Genomic DNA, 17,048 nt, shown 5'->3' with positions numbered 1-17,048 from the left:
CGGGCGCGGCGTCCGCGCTTGACAGGGCAGGGCGGACGGGCGACCGATAGCCGATGATTGATCTGCGCCCCGTTGGATATGTAATCGGCCTGCTGGTGACGGCTTTGGGCATGTTCATGCTGTTCCCGATGCTGGCGGATCTGCTGGCCGACAACGGACATTGGCCTGTTTTTGCGGAAAGCGCGATCCTGTGCATCCTGACCGGCGGGTTGATGGCGCTGGCCTGCTCGAACGGGGTGTCGCAGGGGCTGACCCTGCGCCAGACGTTTTTGTTGACCTCGGCGGTCTGGGTGACCTTGCCTGCCTTTGGGGCGCTGCCGTTCATGCTGGGGGCGACACAGTCGAACCTGACCGACGCAGTGTTCGAATCCATGTCCGGCCTGACCACAACGGGGGCCACCGTGCTGGGCGGGATCGAGACCTTGCCCGACGGGATAAAGCTGTGGCGCGGCATCCTGCAATGGCTGGGCGGCATCGGTATCATCGTGGTCGCCATGGTGTTCCTGCCCGAACTCAAGGTCGGGGGGATGCAGATTTTCCGGTCCGAAGCTTTTGACACGATGGGAAAGATCCTGCCGCGTGCCGGTCAGATCGCGGCCAGCATTTCGGTCATCTATGTCTCGCTGACCGTGTCCTGCGGGATCATCTATTATGCCCTCGACATGCCCGCGCTGGATGCGCTGACCCATGCGATGACGACCGTGTCGACAGGCGGAATGGCCAACAGCGATGCCTCATTCGGGGCCTACGGCGCGGGCGTGCATTATGTCGCGACGGCGTTCATGTTCCTCGCGGCGCTGCCGTTTGTGCGGTATGTGCAGATGATGGGCGGGGCAGGGCGGCCGATCCTGACGGACAGCCAGATCCGCACATTTATCTGCATCATCATCGCCTGCGTGGTGATGATTTCATTCTGGGTCTGGGCCCGCGAGAACGCGGTGACGGAACTGGCCTTTCGCGAGGCGCTGTTCAACGTGACCTCGATCGTGACGGGCACCGGATACGCCAGCGCGGATTACATGCAGTGGGGCACCTTTCCCATCGTCATGTTCTTTTTCATCGGTTTGATCGGGGGCTGCGCCGGGTCCACCGCCTGTTCGGTCAAGGTGTTCCGCTATCAGTTGCTGTTCGCCTCGATCAAGACGCAGATCCGCCAGATCCACAGCCCCCATGCGGTGTTCGTACCACGCTACGAGGGCAAGCCGGTAAATGCGGATGTCATGAATTCGGTCATGGCGTTTTTTGTCGCGTTCCTGCTGTTGCTGGGCCTGTTTTCGGTGCTGCTGGGACTGACGGGGCTGGATTTCGTGACGGCCGTGTCGGGTGCCGCCACGGCGCTGGCCAATGTCGGCCCCGGACTGGGGACTCAAATCGGGCCCGCAGGCAGCTTTGCCGGGTTGAACCCGACGGCCAAGTGGCTGCTGGCCGCGGCCATGTTCATCGGGCGGCTGGAAATCATGGTGGTGCTGGTGCTGATCAGCCCGCGGTTCTGGCGGAGCTGATTACCAGCAATCCACCAGCACGGTATTGTCCGCCGCCAGCAGGGTCAGTGTTTCGGGCGGCATGAACGCCAGACTGTCGGTGATCTGCGCGGCGATCCCGGCCGTATCCAGAAACCCGATGATGGTTTCGGAATCGACCAGAAAACTGACATCCGCCGGCAGAACCTGCCCGGCCCCGGTCGCGCGGGGCAGCAACATCCCCAGCACAGCGCCGCCATTGTCGAACACGGGGCCACCCGCATCGCCAGGTTCCGCCGCAAGCGCGAGCCGTTTGATATCTTCTTCACCGTTCAGGCCACGGATGTCGGACAGCCGGCCAAAGGTCAGCGTCGGCGCAGGCAGCACGCCCCCGAAGGGATAACCGGCAACGGCGATTTCGGATTGCAGGCGCGGTACCTGCGTCTGGAATGCGGCGACCGCCTGCGGCGCAAGGGGTTGTGCGGGTTCAAGCACGGCCAGCCCGAGGGCTGCATCGCTGGCAATCAGTGTGGCGGCATCGCTGCCGTTCAGGGTGATCTCGGTGCAGCTGTCCAGTGTGGTTGCCGCAGTCAGCACGGTGCCGGTGTCAGAGATGTAGAAACCTGCCTGCGACAGGCGCGGTTTGCGCACCTCCAGACCGGCGACCAGATCGATGGCCTGGTCCTCGTCCGGGCGGGCCAATGCCGGGTCCAGCACGCCTTCGGTCGTGGCAAAGCTGGCGATCATTTCGTCGCGGATGCGGCTGAACCGCGCGGTGTCCCCGGCAGGCCAGACAAGCGCGAACCCCTTGATCTGCCCGTCCGACAGTCGGGCCATGACGTAGGTTTCCACCTGTGGCCCGACGGCGTTGATTTCGAAACGGTCATCACCGCGCTGCCGGTCGCCGTCGGTCGGCACGATGGCGAGGGTTTGCAGGATTTCATACAGACCGAACAGGCGGTTCTGGTCGCCCTGCTGGGAAATCAGCAGCACCTGCGCGTCCAGCGCGTCGGATTTCGGACCAAAGCGGGCAAAGGGCGGTTCATATTCGGTGAAACTGACGACGCCGGTGGGAATCTGCACGGCGATCCCGGCGGCATCATCGCGGATCAGTTGCAGGTTCATGCCGTCCAGCACCGCATTGTAGGCGGTGGTCAGCACGTCACGCTGCAAGGTCGTCAACACCCCGGTCGGGTCATAGCCGTTTGCCAATTGCCAGGCTTCCATCGCGCTGCGGGTGCCACGTCCAAAGGCCCCGTCGATGGCCGAATCGTAATAGCCCGCCCATTGCAGGGCGATTTGCAGATCCTGCTTTTCGCTGCGCGTCAGGGCCTGTTCGGCCACACGCGCCTCTTGCACGGTTTCATCCGCTGGCGCTGCGGGCAGGTCGACCACCGATTCCACGACGTCAGTCGCCGGTGCGTCCGGTGCCGCAGGCGGCGTCGCCTCTGTCTGGGTCGCACCTGCGGCAGGATAGAATTGTTCCGCGAACCGTTCACCGTCCGTCAGAAACGCGTCGTCCGGTGCGATGCCCGACTGCCGCAAAACACGCAGGGCCGCTGTCGCCTGATCCCGGGTTGCGAACGGTCCGATGACCACGGCGTTCCAGCGCCCGCCCAGATTAAAGCCCAGCACATTGTCCTGCGTCGCGTCATAGACCTGTGCGCGGGTGATGGCCGCAGCCGTCGTGGGCTGTGCTTCGAGCTGGATGAAGGTGCCGTCCTGGGCCAGCGCCGGCCCCGTCATCGTCAACAGACCTGCTCCGATCAAAAGACACGCATTCAACTTTAACATTCCGGGCCCTTGTACGCTGTCGGTCATTCGACCGGGTTTTACCAGACGGCACCACCGACGCAGCACAATTCGACGTGTGACAATGACTGGGCCCGAAATGTGACCTGATTGACCCTGTCGGCCCAGCCGCCTATTCACCGTCGCAACAATTCATGAGGGTGACATGGCCGACACACCGCGCAGTTTTCAGGAAATTATCCTGCGGCTTCAGACCTATTGGGCCGGCCGCGGCTGCGCCGTGATGCAGCCCTACGACATGGAGGTCGGTGCCGGCACGTTCCACCCGGCCACCACCCTGCGGTCGCTGGGGTCGAAACCCTGGGCTGCGGCCTACGTGCAGCCCTCGCGCCGTCCGACCGACGGGCGCTATGGCGAAAACCCGAACCGGTTGCAGCATTATTACCAGTATCAGGTGCTGATCAAACCCAGCCCGCCCGATCTGCAGGAACTGTATCTGGGGTCGCTTGCGGCAATCGGGATCGACGCGCAGATGCATGACATCCGGTTCGTCGAGGACGACTGGGAGAGCCCGACACTGGGGGCCTGGGGGCTGGGCTGGGAGGTCTGGTGCGATGGCATGGAGGTCAGCCAGTTCACCTATTTCCAGCAGGTCGGCGGGCACGACTGCAAACCTGTCTCGGGAGAGCTGACCTACGGTCTGGAACGACTGGCGATGTATGTGCTGGGCGTCGATCATGTGATGGACATGCCCTACAACGACCCGCAGTCGCCCATCGCGCTGACCTATGGCGATGTGTTCTTGCAGACCGAACAGGAATACGCGCGCTGGAATTTTGATGTGGCCGACACCGATACGCTGCTGCAACATTTCAAGGATGCAGAGGCGGAATGCGCCCGCATCCTGGCCGAACCGGCCACGGACCCCAAGACGGGCAAGCAGATCATCATGGCGCATCCGGCCTATGATCAGGCGATCAAGGCCAGCCATCTGTTCAACCTGCTGGATGCGCGCGGCGTGATCTCCGTGACAGAGCGGCAGGCCTATATCGGACGCGTGCGCGCCCTGACCAAGGCCTGCGCTGATGCATTCGTGCAGACGGCCGCCGGTGGTGCAGCGGCATGATCGCCCGGATATTCATAGGAGCAACGGTGCTGATAGCTTTGATCGCGGGCGTGGCCCTCTATTATCTGCAAGTCTACGCCTACTACGAAGAAGTGGCGGTCGAGGACGCAAATGTGCAATTTGTCTCGCTGATTTCCGGCGAGGCAGAGCCGCTGACGTTCGAAAACTACAAGGGGATCGACAGCCTCTCCAGTCCGCTGCGCTATCGTGCCTGCTACGAGATGCCGACCTCGCTGGCGATGATGACCGAAACCTACCAGATCGCCGATGAGGCAGCACCGCGTGTCGCCCCCGATTGGTTCGACTGTTTCGACGCCCGCCAGATCGGGGCCGATCTGGAATCCGGGATCGCCATCGGTTTCTTGGGGCAAAAGGACGTGACCTATGGCATCGACCGGATCGTTGCGGTCTATGATGACGGTCGCGCCTATGCCTGGCACCAGATCAATGACTGCGGCGAGGTCGTGTTCGACGGCAACCCCGCCCCCGAAAATTGCCCCCCGCCCCCTGAAAGCACCCGCTGATGTCTGACCTATTGATCGAGCTCTTTTCCGAGGAAATCCCCGCGCGGATGCAGACGCAGGCCGCCGCCGATCTGAAAAAGCGCGTGACCGACGGGCTGGTCGAGGCGGGGCTGACCTATGCCTCGGCGGCTGCGTTTTCCACGCCGCGCCGCCTGACGCTGTCCGTCGAAGACCTGACCACCGAAAGCCGCGCCGTGCGCGAGGAACGCAAGGGCCCCAAGGTCGGTGCCCCTGAACAGGCTATTGCAGGGTTTCTGCGGTCCACCGGCCTGACACTGGACCAGCTGGAGGTGCGCGATGACAAGAAGGGTCAGTTCTACGTCGCCGTCATCGAAAAGCCGGGCCGCACCGCCCCTGAAATCATCGCAGAGGTGCTGGACGCGACCATCCGCAACTTTCCCTGGCCCAAATCCATGCGCTGGGGGTCGGGCAGCCTGCGCTGGGTGCGCCCGCTGCATACGATCCTGTGCATCCTGACGGACGAAGAAGGCGCGCAGGTCGTCCCGTTGGAGGTTGACGGCATCGCTGCTGGCAACACCACCCGCGGTCATCGTTTCATGGGGCCAGATGCGTTTTCCGTCACCTCGTTCGACGATTACGAAGCCAAGTTGAAACGTGCGCGTGTGATGCTGCGTGCCGACGAACGCGCCGATGCCATCTGGAACGATGCATCGTCGCAGGCCTTTGCGCTGGGCCTCGATCTGGTCGAGGATCGCGGCCTGCTGTCAGAGGTGGCCGGGCTGGTCGAATGGCCCGTCGTCCTGCTGGGCAAGATCGACGATCAGTTTCTGGACCTGCCGCCAGAGGTGTTGCAGACCTCGATGAAGGAACACCAAAAGTTCTTTTCCGTGCGCAACCCGAAAACGGGCCGGATCGAACGGTTCGTGACGGTCGCCAATATCGAGGCGGCGGATGACGGGGCCACGATCCTTGCCGGGAATCAAAAGGTGCTGTCCGCGCGGCTGGCGGACGCAAAATTCTTTTGGGATAATGACTTGCGCGTGGCAAAGGCTGGCATGCAGCCGTGGCTTGACAGCCTGTCGGACGTGACGTTCCACAACAAGCTGGGCAGCCAGCGCGACCGGATCGACCGGATCGCCGCACTGGCGCGCGCATTGGCCCCGCTGACGGGGGCTGACGCAGACGAGGCCGAAGAGGCGGCCAAGCTGGCCAAGGCTGACCTGTCATCGGAAATGGTCTTCGAATTCCCTGAATTGCAGGGGTTGATGGGCCGCTATTACGCGGGTCTTGCGGGCAAATCGGACGCTGTCGCCGCCGCGGCCCAGGAACATTACCAGCCGCTGGGTCCGTCGGATGATGTGCCGACAGCGCCCGTGTCCGTGACCGTGGCGCTGGCGGACAAGCTGGATACGCTGACCGGGTTCTGGGCGATTGACGAAAAACCGACCGGGTCCAAGGACCCATTCGCGCTGCGCCGTGCGGCGCTGGGGGTGATCCGGTTAGTGCTGGAAAATGATCTGCGGATGCCGTTGACGGACACATTTGGCGATGCGGAATGGTCGGCGCACCTCCTGTCCTTCTTCCACGACCGTCTGAAGGTCTACCTCAAGGATCAGGGCATTCGCCACGATGTCATCGACGCCTGCATCGCGATGCCGGGCAATGACGATCTGAGTCTGTTGGTGAAGCGGGCGCGGGCCTTGCAGGCGACATTGGCCACGGACGATGGTGAAAACCTGATCCAGGGGTTCAAGCGGGCCAACAACATCCTGACCCAGGCCGAGGACAAGGACGGCGTCGAATATTCCTACGGTGCCGACCGCAAGTTCGCCGAAGAGGGCGCGGAAACGGCGCTGTTCGACGCCCTCGATGCTGCGGATGCAAAGATCGCGCCGGCAATGGCGGCCGAGGATTTCGGCTCGGCCATGACCGCCATGGCGGCCCTGCGCGGCCCGATTGATATGTTTTTCACCGATGTGCAGGTGAATGCCGAATCGACCGTCGTGCGGCGCAACCGTCTGAATCTGCTGTCCCGTATTCGTCAAATTTGCCTGTCTGTCGCCGATCTGACGCGAATCGAGGGCTGATGTAGCGTCAAGTTGACAGTAGGGGTCTGCGCGGACTTTACAGGTTGGCGCGCTGCCCCATATGCTGAACTGACGAAAGGATGCCGCAGTGCAGCAACATGCTCCCTTTGACGATGTGACATTGATTACACCGACCGCGCGGATGTCGCCGGACGTTCACGGTGGCCGCGCGAAGTGTCTGCAACGTCTGATCCGGCTGGACATGCCGGTACCGACAACCGTGGCGTTGTCGTTCGATGCGGTCCTGCGCTGCGCAAAGGGCCAGCTGCCAGACGTGAAGGCCATTCTGGCCCCCTTTGGTCCGCAACCGCTGCTGTCGGTGCGTCCGTCCAGCCAGGACCCTGATTGGGGCGGGCCGGGTGCGATCCTGAATATCGGGATGAACGACGCCTGCCTGCCGCTGTTGGCGGACAGGATCGGCCAGACCGAGGCGGAAACGCTGTACCTGCGGTTCGTGCAGACCTACGCGGTGTCCGTCGCCCGTCTGGACCCCGAGGCGTTTGATTTTCCGCATCTGGGCCCGGCCGATGCGCTGCGTGCAGCCTGCGAGTCCTACGAGGCCGAGGCGGACGAGCCGTTCCCCCAGGACGTCAGCACCCAGTTGACCGAGGTCTTGCGGTCGATGGCGCGGGCCTGGGACGGCACCACCGCGCGCCTGCTGCGCGAGGCCAAGGGCGCGCCCGGCGACGCGGGTCTGGGGTTGGTCGTGCAGGAACTGGCGCTGAGCGTCGGCAAGGGCGAAAGCGGCACCGGCCTCATACACTTCATCAACGAGGACACGGGTGTCCCACAGGTGCGCGGACGCTATCGCAGTCAAAGCCAGCAGCGCGACGCACGCGCAAGCGAAGGTGCGCTGTATCTGACCAAGGACCCGCGTGGGCCAGCCCTCGAGGATATCGCGCCCGATATCTTTGCCCAGCTGATCCGGTTCGGGGATCTCGCGCGGACCCGGCTGCGCGAGGAAATGCAGATCGAATTCACGATCGAAAACAACACCCTGCACATTCTGGATGCGGTGCGGGTGCAGCGGTCCAGCCGGGCGCTGGTGCAGGTTGCCGTGGCCCTGGCCCAAGACGGCGTCATCCCGCGCGAAGAAGCAGTGATGCGCGTGCCGCCCTCGTCCCTGTCCGAACTGCTGCACCGTCAGGTTGATCCCACTGCGGCGCGCGACGTGATCGTGCGGGGCATCGCGGCCAGCCCCGGTGCTGCGACGGGCCGCATCGTGCTAAGCGCGAACGAGGCGCAGGCCAGTGCGGCGCGCGGCGAATCCTGCGTGTTGGTGCGGCGCGAAACCACGCCCGAGGATATTCGCGGCATGCATGCAGCACAGGCGGTTCTGACGATCAGGGGTGGCATGACAAGTCATGCGGCGGTGATCGGGCGCGGTCTGGGCGTTCCTTGCGTTGTGGGTGCGTCTGATCTGATGATCGATCGCAAGGGCGGCTGGATCGAGGCCCCCGGCGGGCGCAGGTTCAATGTCGGTGACACGATAACCGTCGATGGCACCACGGGGGCCGTACTGGCCGGTGCGCCCGAAATGCTGGAAGCGGCGCTGGACGATGCATTCCAGACCCTGCTGTCCTGGGCGGATGCCGTGCGCGACATCGGCGTGCGTGCCAATGCCGACACGCCAAAGGATGCGCAGACGGCCAAGAATTTCATGGCTGAAGGGATCGGGCTGTGCCGAACCGAGCATATGTTCTTTGACGGGGACCGCATCGGCGTCATGCGCGAGATGATCTTTGCCGGGACCGCCGATGACAGACGCGCGGTGCTGGATCGCCTGCTGCCCATGCAACGCGACGATTTCGAGGCTTTGTTCAGCATCATGGAAGGCCGTCCGGTCTGTATCCGCCTGTTCGACATGCCGCTGCACGAATTCCTGCCCTATGACAAATCCGGCCAGCGTGATCTGGCCGAACAGCTGGATCTGCCTTTGTCCACGGTCGTGGAACGGATGCAGGGGCTGAGCGAATACAACCCCATGCTGGGTATGCGTGGCGTGCGTCAGGGAATCGCGATCCCCGAAATCTATGAAATGCAGGCCCGTGCGATTTTCGAGGCGACGGCGCGTGCATGGGGCAGGGGCATGCCGGTGCAACCTGAAATCATGATCCCGCTGATCAGTGCCGTGCGCGAGGTCGAGCTGATCAAGCTGCGCCTGGACAAGATTGCCGCCGAAGTCCGCGGTGCCACGGGCGTGGATTTCAAATTCAAGCTGGGTGTCATGGTGGAAACACCGCGCGCGGCGCTGCGGGCGGGGGATATTGCGCAATTCACCGACTTTCTGTCGTTCGGCACCAACGACCTGACGCAGATGACCTATGGTCTGTCGCGCGATGACGCCGGACGGTTCATGTCGGCCTATGTCAAACAGGGGGTCTATCCCGAGGATCCTTTCCACAGCCTCGATCTGGACGGCGTGGGAGAGCTGTTGGCCATCGGTGCGATGCGGGGCCGCCAGACCCGGTCAGACGTGGTTTTGTCGATCTGCGGTGAACATGGTGGCACCCGACCCGCGATTGCATTCTGCCGTGCGCAGGGATTCGATTACGTGTCCTGTTCGCCGTTTCGGGTGCCTGCGGCGCGACTGTCTGCCGCACAATTGACGCTGCTGGATGCCCGCGTGGCATCATCGGCGGGTTCTGGCCGAGCGTAACTGACTGGGCTTTCGTCGAAAAGTCAAAGTAGAGCGTGAATCTGCCGAGCAATTTCGCCGGGGGATGCCAGACTTTACCTTTGGGGAAGTGTCGGCTAGGTCGACGCCGCTGGCGCGGGGCTGACCGCGTTTCCTTGCGAGGTATGACATGACGCGTATCATCCGGACGACATTGGCCGCTGCCGTGGCTGCACTGACCCTTTCATCTGCCGCAATGGCCGATGATGTGATGGCCGCCCGATTGGGTGCGCTTCTGGGACAGGAACGCCAGGCGCTGTCGATTGTTCCCGATACGCGCCTCTCTGCCCTTACTGCCCTGCCTGAAAGCGCACGACGCAATTCCACGCCGACCCCGGATGGTGACGCCGTCGTGACCGAGGCCTATATCTCGACCATGTCGGCCCCCTCGGGCGGGTCGGAATGGAGCTGTCTGGCCGACGCCCTGTATCACGAGGCACGTGGCGAGAGCATTCAGGGCGTGTTCGCCGTAGCCGAGGTCATCCTGAACCGGGTCGATTCCGGTGCATATCCCAACACCGTCTGCGGTGTCGTCCATCAGGGCACAGGCCGCAAATATGCCTGCCAGTTTACCTGGACCTGTGACGGCAAATCGGACGCCATCAGCAATGCTGCCGCCTACAATCGCGTGGGCAAGGTCGCCAAATTGCTGATCGACGGGCTGCCGCGCCGCCTGACGCAGGGTGCGACGCATTATCATACCAAGGCCGTGAACCCGTCCTGGGCGCAGCGGTTCCCGCGCGTGGCCACATTCGGCGCGCACCATTTCTATCGTCAGCCGACACGCAGCGCATCTAACTGATCGGCCATGCTTGGCATCGCGGGCGCTGGCGGTTATGCCGCTGGGGCAACCGCGGGGGGCGCGCATGACAAATGACATCAGACTGGCATTCGCCCATCCATCGGAACGGGCCGCTGCCAGCACCGACATTCCCTATGACCGGATTTCTCTGCGCGACTATATTGTCGAGGTCGAAATCGGTGCGTTCCAACAGGAACGCGGGCATCTGCAGCGGGTGCGGTTCAACGTGGTGGTCGAGGTTTTGCCGCTTACCGGACCGATCGACGACGATGTCGACCGCATCTTGTCCTATGACCGCGTGACCGAGGCCATTCAGGCGGAACTGGGCGCGGAACGCATCAATCTTCTGGAAACGCTGGCGGCCCGTGTCGCGGACCGGATCCTGATCGAACCGCAGGCCGAACGGGTCTTTGTCCGGATCGAGAAACTGGACCGTGGTCCTTATTCGCTGGGGGTCGAGATCGTCCGCGCGACAGGCGGCGACAGGACCGAGGCGCAGTCACACAGCAATGTGCCGCATCCGCGCATCCTGTTCTTGTCCAACAGCGTGATCGAGGGGCCGGCGACCACCGCGAAGATCGACGAGGCCGGTGCAGATGGCACACCCGTCATCGTCTGCGTCGGTGCACCGGACATCCCGGCACCGCGTGCGGGTCATCCGCTGGCGCAGCGCCGCATCGACCTGCTGGCCATCGAACAGAATGCATGGGCGCTGGCGGCCCGTGATCCCAGATGCAAGGTGGTGGGCAGTCGGACCGAACTGGACTGGGCCATGCGGAATGGCCAGATCTGCATCTGGGCACCGTCCAAGATCGTGTTGGACAGCCCCGACGGTCCTTCGGCCGAGCCTGCGGACGCCGTGGCATTGGCAGCCTGGTTTGCCGGGCAGATGAACGCAGCTGAACTTGTCGTCGTCGGCGCGGATGCGCCACAGGCCAGCGTGCCGGTCAGGACCGTCGCAGCGTGAATGGGTTGCTGCGACCACTGCCGCTGCCGGCCGCCCGGCATCCCGATGATGCGGTGCCGCTTGCGGGCAGTGCCGCGTTCCGGTTCCGGCAGGTATCGGACGCGCAGGGCGTGTCGCATCCGCTGACGGCACTAGACCCCGCGCAGTTGCACCGGTTGTCCGCCCCGCGTGCCACGATCTGCGGTCTTACACTGGACCGTCCTCGGATCATGGGCATCCTGAACGTGACGCCCGACAGTTTTTCGGATGGTGGGACGTTGGGCGATGTGGCCGCTGCGGTGGCGCGGGCCGCCGACATGGCGCGTGACGCCGACATTCTGGATATCGGCGGTGAAAGCACGCGGCCCGGTGCCGCCTATGTCACACCAGAGGACGAAATCGCCCGCACCGTTCCCGTGATCCGCGCGATCCGCGCGGCGGGCATCACGACACCGATCTCGATTGACACGCGCAAGGCGGCGGTCGCCGCTGCTGCGCTGGATGCGGGGGCGGACATGGTCAACGACGTGACCGCGCTGCGGTTCGATCCCGACATGGCGCAGGTGGTGGCGCAGGCTCAATGTCCCGTGTTTCTGATGCATTCCAAGGGCGATCCAGAAACCATGCAGAACGGGCCGACCTATGAGGATGTCACCGCCGAGGTGTTCGACCATCTGGCAGGCAGTATCGCGCGGGCCATGGATGCCGGGATTGCGCGGCACATGATCATCACCGATCCGGGTATCGGTTTCGGCAAGACGCTGGACCACAATCTGACACTGCTGCGGGATCTGGCCGTGTTCCATGACCTCGGCCTGCCGATCCTGCTGGGCGCGTCGCGCAAGCGGTTCATCGGCACCATCACCGGTGTCGATCAGGCGGATCAGCGCCTGCCGGGGTCGCTGGCGGTCGCGTTGCATGGCGTGGCTCTTGGCGTTCAGGTGTTGCGGGTGCATGATGCACGTCAGACGCGCGAGGCAATCGACATGGCCCTCGCCTTGAACGGAGTTTCCCATGAGCGCTAAATCCATTTTCGGCACCGATGGCGTGCGTGGCACCGCGAACAAATGGCCGATGACCGCGGATATGGCGCTCAAGATCGGGGCCGCCGCCGGGCGCTATTTCCGCAACGATGGGTCCAACGGCCACCGCGTCGTGATCGGCAAAGATACGCGCCTGTCAGGCTACATGTTCGAAAGCGCGCTGACCGCTGGTCTGACCAGCACGGGAATGAACGTGCTGCTGCTGGGTCCTGTGCCAACACCGGCGGTCGGTTTGCTGACCACCTCGATGCGGGCGGATCTGGGGATCATGATCAGCGCGTCGCACAATCCGCATCACGACAACGGGATCAAGTTTTTTGGCCCCGACGGATTCAAGCTGTCGGACGCAGCCGAGGCCGAGATCACCGCCATCGTGATGAGCGATATCGAACCTGCGCAAGCGGTGAACATCGGTCGGGCCAAGCGGATCGACGACGGCAGGTTCCGTTATGCCGAACGTTTGAAGTCCACCTTTCCGTCGGGTCTGCGCCTGAACGGCATGAAGGTCGTGATCGACTGCGCCAACGGGGCCGCTCACCGCGTCGCCCCCGAGGTGTTGTGGGAACTGGGTGCCACCGTGATCGAGGTCGGCACCGCGCCCAACGGTTACAACATCAACGACGGGTGCGGTTCGACCAACCCCAAACGCGCGGCCGAGACGATTGTCAGTTTCGGCGCGGATGTGGGGATCTGTCTGGACGGCGACGCCGATCGGGTCATGATCCTGGATGAAAACGGCAACGTCGCGGACGGCGATCAGATCATGGCGCTGTTCGCCGCGCGTTGGGCGGCTGCGGACCGGTTGGCCAACAACACACTGGTCGCCACGGTCATGAGCAATCTGGGACTGGAACGGTTTCTGGATGCAAAAGGCTTGCGGCTGGAACGCACGGGCGTTGGCGACCGCTATGTGGTCGAGGCCATGCGCAAGGGCGGTCACAATCTGGGCGGCGAACAATCGGGCCATATCGTGATGACCGATTATGCCACCACGGGCGACGGCCTGCTGGCGGGCCTGCAATTTCTGGCCGCCATGATCGAGACAGGCCAGCCTGCCAGTGGTTTGATCCACAGTTTCGACACTGTGCCGCAACTGCTGAAAAATGTTCGCTATGGTGCAGGCACCGCCCCGCTGGATACGGATGCGGTCAAGGCTGCGATTGCCGACGCCGAGGAAAAGCTGGCGGGCAATGGTCGTTTGCTGATCCGCAAATCGGGTACGGAACCGCTGGTGCGGGTCATGGCCGAATCCGAAGACCCCGACCTGTTGGTCGCTGTCGTCGACGGTATCGTGGCCGAGGTCGAAAGCGCGTCCTAACCCTTGTGGCGCAGTAGTTTTTGCAAGCTGCCCCACTGGCTGATGGCCAGACCGCACAGGATCAGCGCGAGCGCCGCGAAAAAGCGGAGCGGCAGGACTTCGTTCAAGATCAACGCACCGAACAGGACCGACCAGAGCGGCACCTGATAGTTAACCAGCGTCATGAACACAGACCCTGCGCTGCGGATCACGATGACGCGCAGAAGTGCGGCCAGCGCCGTCGGCACGAGTCCCAGAAACAGGATCGCGGCGACGGTCAGGTTGCTGTCATAGCGTGGCACGCCCTCAACCAGCAGCATGGCGGGCAGCAGCACGACCGTGCCGACCCCCAGCGTCAGCGCGGAAAAGGTGATCGAATCGATCGGTGGTGCGCGGCGGGTCATGATACTGGCCGTCGCATAGGAGAGGGCCGCAGCAATGCAGGCGAGTTGGCCCAAAGGTTCCAGCCCATCACCGATGCGCAGTACGCCGGGACCGATCAGCACCAGCGCGCCGAAAAAACCCGTGACCACGCCGATCAGGCGGCGCAGCGACAGAGGTTCGTCCGAAAACACATGCGCCAGCGGCAGAACGAACAGCGGTAAGGCCGCCATCGAAATGCCGGCAAATGCCGATGGGACGTATTGCTGACCCCAGCTGAGCAGCGTGAAGGGCAGCGCGGTATTCAGAATGCCGATCAGGACCAGGTATTTGTTCATGCGGCGATTGAACGCAGGCCAAGGCCTGCGCAGGATCAATTGCAGCGCAAAGAGTGCGACCGCACCCAATGCCACACGCGCAGCGGCCACTGTCAGTGGCCCGTAACCCTGCAACGCGACCGAAACCACCATGAAGGTGCCGCCCCAGATCAGCCCCAGAAATCCGATACTGGCCCAGTTGGTCAGGGTCGGGGCCGGCGGCGCGGAACTATGGGTCGGGCTGTGCATTGAATTACCTGTTCTGTTTGCAAACCTCCTACACGGGAAATTCTGGATATGACACTCATCTACTTTTTGGCGACCTTCGGTTTTCTATGCGCGCTGCCGGCAGGTGCATTGCTCAGCATCGTGTTGACGCGCCGCGAGATGGCACACGTGCCGGGGCAGAAATCCTCGCTGGCCAAGGACGGGCCGGGGCCGGATCTGTTCGCGCGGAGGCCGCGACATGGCGCGCAGACCCACCACGGCTAAGGCATCGTGGCGCACATAGGTCACGCGCTGACCCGGCACAAACCGGGGACCACGCATAAAAAAAGGTGAGCCAAATGGCTCACCTTTCGTGTTTGATGCTGAACTGACGGGCTCAGTTCTTGGCCTTGTCGACCATCTTGCCTGCGGAAATCCACGGCATCATATCGCGGAGTTTCTTGCCGACGATTTCGATCTGGTGCTCGTCGTTGGCACGACGCGACGCCTTGATCGTGGGCTGTGCCACGGCATTTTCCAGCATGAAGTCGCGGACGAATTTGCCGGACTGGATGTCTTCCAGAACGGCCTTCATGCGGGCCTTGGTTTCGGCGTAGGGCAGGATGCGCGGGCCGCTGACGTACTGGCCATACTCGGCCGTGTTCGAGATCGAGTAGTCCATGTTGGCGATGCCGCCTTCGTAAATCAGGTCCACGATCAGCTTGGTTTCGTGCAGGCATTCGAAATAGGCCATTTCGGGCTCGTAGCCTGCCTCGACCAGGGTCTCGAAACCGCAACGGATCAGCTCGACGATGCCGCCGCACAGAACGGCCTGTTCGCCGAACAGGTCGGTTTCGCATTCCTGACGGAAGTTCGTTTCGATGATGCCCGAGCGGCCACCGCCGATGGCGGAGCAGTAGGACAGGCCGATTTCCATCGCCTTGCCGGTTGCGTCTGTGTGCACGGCCACCAGGCAGGGCACGCCGCCGCCTTTGGTGTATTCGCCGCGGACGGTGTGGCCGGGGCCCTTGGGGGCCATCATGATGACGTCGACGCCGTCCTTGGGTTCGATCAGGCCAAAGTGGACGTTCAGGCCGTGGGCGAATGCAATCGCGGACCCCGCCTTGATGTGATCCTTGACGTACTTGTTGTAGGTCTCGGCCTGCAGTTCGTCGGGCATGGTGAACATGATGACATCGCACCATGCTGCGGCCTCGGAAATGCCCATGACCTTGAGGCCTTCGCCTTCGGCCTTGGCCGCAGAGGGCGAGCCTTCGCGCAGGGCAACAACCAGATTTTTCGCACCGCTGTCGCGCAGGTTCAGCGCATGGGCGTGGCCCTGAGAGCCGTAGCCCAGAATGGCGACCTTTTTGTCCTTGATCAGGTTCACGTCGCAATCGCGGTCATAGTAAACGCGCATGTTAATTCTCCCCTTGGGTATGTGATGGCGGGCACAATAGGGAGGTTTGCGCGAGATGCGAGGGGATTTATCCGAGTATTTTTCGCAAGATGATGCTAATCATGCGCGATATGCGGAATGTGGGGAAAAATCATGCTTGATAGTCAGGACAGGGCGATCTTGCGCCGGATGCAGGCCGATCCGGCGCTGACAGCTGGCGAGGTGGCAGAACTGACGGGCCTGTCTGCTGCACAGGTTACGCGGCGGCTGGACAGGATGCAGCGTGACGGGATGATCCGCGGTCAATCGGCGGTGATTGACTGGGCCGCCATGGGGTATCCGTTGCGCGTATCGCTACGCGTGAGCCTCGACAAGACGGTGCCGGGTGCCTTTGACGCGTTTGTGGTCGCGGCACGGGACGTGGCCGAGGTCCTCGAAATCCAGACCTTTCTGGGGCGGGTTGACGTGCGGCTGAGCTTGGTGGCGCGGGATCTGGCGCATTATCAAGCGGTTTACCGTGACCGTATTCTGGCCCTGCCGCATATCGCGGATATCGAGGCACTGATGGATGTTGCGGCCGTCAAATCCGAGACGGGGTTGCCGCTGTGACGCTGGACGATCTGGATCGCGCGCTGTTGCGGCTGATGGTGGACGACGCGACGCTGCCGGCTGCGGCCCTGGGGCGGGCGCTGGGCCTGAGCCAGCCTGCGACATGGCGGCGGATCAAACGTCTGCGCGCGGCGGGCGTTCTGACCGGGCGGCATCTGGATCTGGATGCGCAGGCGCTGGGGTTCGGCGTGACGGTGTTCCTGGGGATCAAGCTGGCGACCAAGGGCCGCGTCAGCCTGGAGGATTTCGAACGCGCGATCACCGCCATTCCCGAGGTGCAGACCGTGACCCATGTGCTGGGCCTGTATGATTATCGGTTGCGGGTGGTGGCGCGTGATCTGGCGGATTTCGAACGGGTGCTGCGGCGGCGGATCATGACGCTGCCGGGTGTGGGTGATGTCGAGGCGAATGTCCTGCTCAGCGAGGAACGCCGTCCGGGACCGCTATGAAGACCGCGCAA

At 63.1% G+C, this 17,048-nt stretch carries 15 protein-coding genes; 12 read left to right on the top strand and 3 right to left on the bottom strand.

Features of this window, described 5'->3' with window-relative positions; translation table 11 throughout:
- Positions 1 to 53: 53 nt before the first annotated feature.
- Positions 54 to 1,502, top strand: a complete 1,449-nt coding sequence (locus BMX27_RS12525; protein WP_090160154.1) for a TrkH family potassium uptake protein — start codon at positions 54 to 56, stop codon at positions 1,500 to 1,502.
- On the opposite strand, the gene BMX27_RS12520 is transcribed toward BMX27_RS12525, so the two are convergent.
- Positions 1,503 to 3,206, bottom strand: coding sequence for a trypsin-like peptidase domain-containing protein (locus BMX27_RS12520; RefSeq protein WP_256212506.1), 1,704 nt, complete (start codon positions 3,204 to 3,206; stop codon positions 1,503 to 1,505). It lies immediately after the preceding gene.
- A gap of 211 nt (positions 3,207 to 3,417) precedes the next feature.
- On the opposite strand from BMX27_RS12520, the gene BMX27_RS12515 reads away from it, so the two are divergent.
- The 8 genes from BMX27_RS12515 to glmM all read left to right on the top strand — a co-directional run bounded on the left by BMX27_RS12515 (position 3,418) and on the right by glmM (position 13,696).
- On the top strand, positions 3,418 to 4,338 hold the full coding sequence (locus BMX27_RS12515; protein ID WP_090160152.1) for a glycine--tRNA ligase subunit alpha: 921 nt from the start codon (positions 3,418 to 3,420) through the stop codon (positions 4,336 to 4,338).
- A gap of 26 nt (positions 4,339 to 4,364) precedes the next feature.
- Positions 4,365 to 4,862 carry a DUF6446 family protein gene (locus BMX27_RS12510; RefSeq protein ID WP_371260134.1) on the top strand — a complete coding sequence of 166 codons (498 nt, stop codon included), beginning with the start codon at positions 4,365 to 4,367 and terminating at the stop codon, positions 4,860 to 4,862.
- On the top strand, positions 4,862 to 6,910 hold the full coding sequence (gene glyS, locus BMX27_RS12505; RefSeq protein ID WP_090160151.1) for a glycine--tRNA ligase subunit beta: 2,049 nt from the start codon (positions 4,862 to 4,864) through the stop codon (positions 6,908 to 6,910). Before BMX27_RS12510 ends, glyS begins: the two co-directional genes overlap by 1 nt.
- Positions 6,911 to 6,998: 88 nt before the next feature.
- The gene (locus BMX27_RS12500) at positions 6,999 to 9,569 is read left to right on the top strand and encodes a pyruvate, phosphate dikinase (RefSeq protein WP_256212505.1); all 2,571 of its coding nucleotides are present in this window, start codon (positions 6,999 to 7,001) and stop codon (positions 9,567 to 9,569) included.
- A 148-nt stretch (positions 9,570 to 9,717) separates the two neighbouring features.
- Positions 9,718 to 10,389, top strand: a complete 672-nt coding sequence (locus BMX27_RS12495; protein WP_177172717.1) for a cell wall hydrolase — start codon at positions 9,718 to 9,720, stop codon at positions 10,387 to 10,389.
- Between the two features lie 64 nt (positions 10,390 to 10,453).
- The gene (locus BMX27_RS12490; RefSeq protein WP_090160451.1) at positions 10,454 to 11,356 is read left to right on the top strand and encodes a dihydroneopterin aldolase; all 903 of its coding nucleotides are present in this window, start codon (positions 10,454 to 10,456) and stop codon (positions 11,354 to 11,356) included.
- Positions 11,353 to 12,360: a dihydropteroate synthase gene (gene folP, locus BMX27_RS12485; RefSeq protein WP_090160150.1), complete on the top strand. Its 1,008-nt coding sequence runs from the start codon at positions 11,353 to 11,355 to the stop codon at positions 12,358 to 12,360. The genes BMX27_RS12490 and folP overlap by 4 nt, the downstream gene beginning before the upstream one ends.
- Positions 12,350 to 13,696: a phosphoglucosamine mutase gene (gene glmM / locus BMX27_RS12480; RefSeq protein ID WP_090160149.1), complete on the top strand. Its 1,347-nt coding sequence runs from the start codon at positions 12,350 to 12,352 to the stop codon at positions 13,694 to 13,696. The genes folP and glmM overlap by 11 nt, the downstream gene beginning before the upstream one ends.
- Here the strand turns inward: glmM and BMX27_RS12475 are convergent.
- Positions 13,693 to 14,622 carry a DMT family transporter gene (locus tag BMX27_RS12475; RefSeq protein ID WP_090160148.1) on the bottom strand — a complete coding sequence of 310 codons (930 nt, stop codon included), beginning with the start codon at positions 14,620 to 14,622 and terminating at the stop codon, positions 13,693 to 13,695. The two genes, glmM and BMX27_RS12475, sit on opposite strands and share 4 nt — an antisense overlap.
- 48 nt (positions 14,623 to 14,670) lie before the next feature.
- Between BMX27_RS12475 and BMX27_RS12470 the strand changes: the two genes are divergently transcribed.
- Complete coding sequence (locus BMX27_RS12470; protein ID WP_090160147.1) at positions 14,671 to 14,865, top strand: hypothetical protein; 195 nt, start codon at positions 14,671 to 14,673, stop codon at positions 14,863 to 14,865.
- Positions 14,866 to 14,977: 112 nt separating this feature from the next.
- On the opposite strand, the gene ilvC is transcribed toward BMX27_RS12470, so the two are convergent.
- On the bottom strand, positions 14,978 to 16,000 hold the full coding sequence (gene ilvC, locus BMX27_RS12465) for a ketol-acid reductoisomerase (RefSeq protein WP_090160146.1): 1,023 nt from the start codon (positions 15,998 to 16,000) through the stop codon (positions 14,978 to 14,980).
- 132 nt (positions 16,001 to 16,132) lie between these two features.
- Here ilvC and BMX27_RS12460 point away from each other — a divergent pair, with 132 nt between their 5' ends.
- Together BMX27_RS12460 and BMX27_RS12455 are read left to right on the top strand one after the other, a co-directional pair.
- Complete coding sequence (locus BMX27_RS12460) at positions 16,133 to 16,588, top strand: Lrp/AsnC family transcriptional regulator (RefSeq protein ID WP_090160449.1); 456 nt, start codon at positions 16,133 to 16,135, stop codon at positions 16,586 to 16,588.
- Positions 16,585 to 17,037, top strand: a complete 453-nt coding sequence (locus tag BMX27_RS12455) for an Lrp/AsnC family transcriptional regulator (protein ID WP_256212503.1) — start codon at positions 16,585 to 16,587, stop codon at positions 17,035 to 17,037. The genes BMX27_RS12460 and BMX27_RS12455 overlap by 4 nt, the downstream gene beginning before the upstream one ends.
- Positions 17,038 to 17,048: the final 11 nt, after the last annotated feature.

This window comes from Loktanella sp. DSM 29012 (assembly GCF_900110705.1).
Taxonomy (GTDB): Bacteria; Pseudomonadota; Alphaproteobacteria; order Rhodobacterales; family Rhodobacteraceae; genus Loktanella; species Loktanella gaetbuli.
Note: the sequence above shows the minus strand (reverse complement) of the source record. Positions and strands in the feature narration are given on the sequence as shown.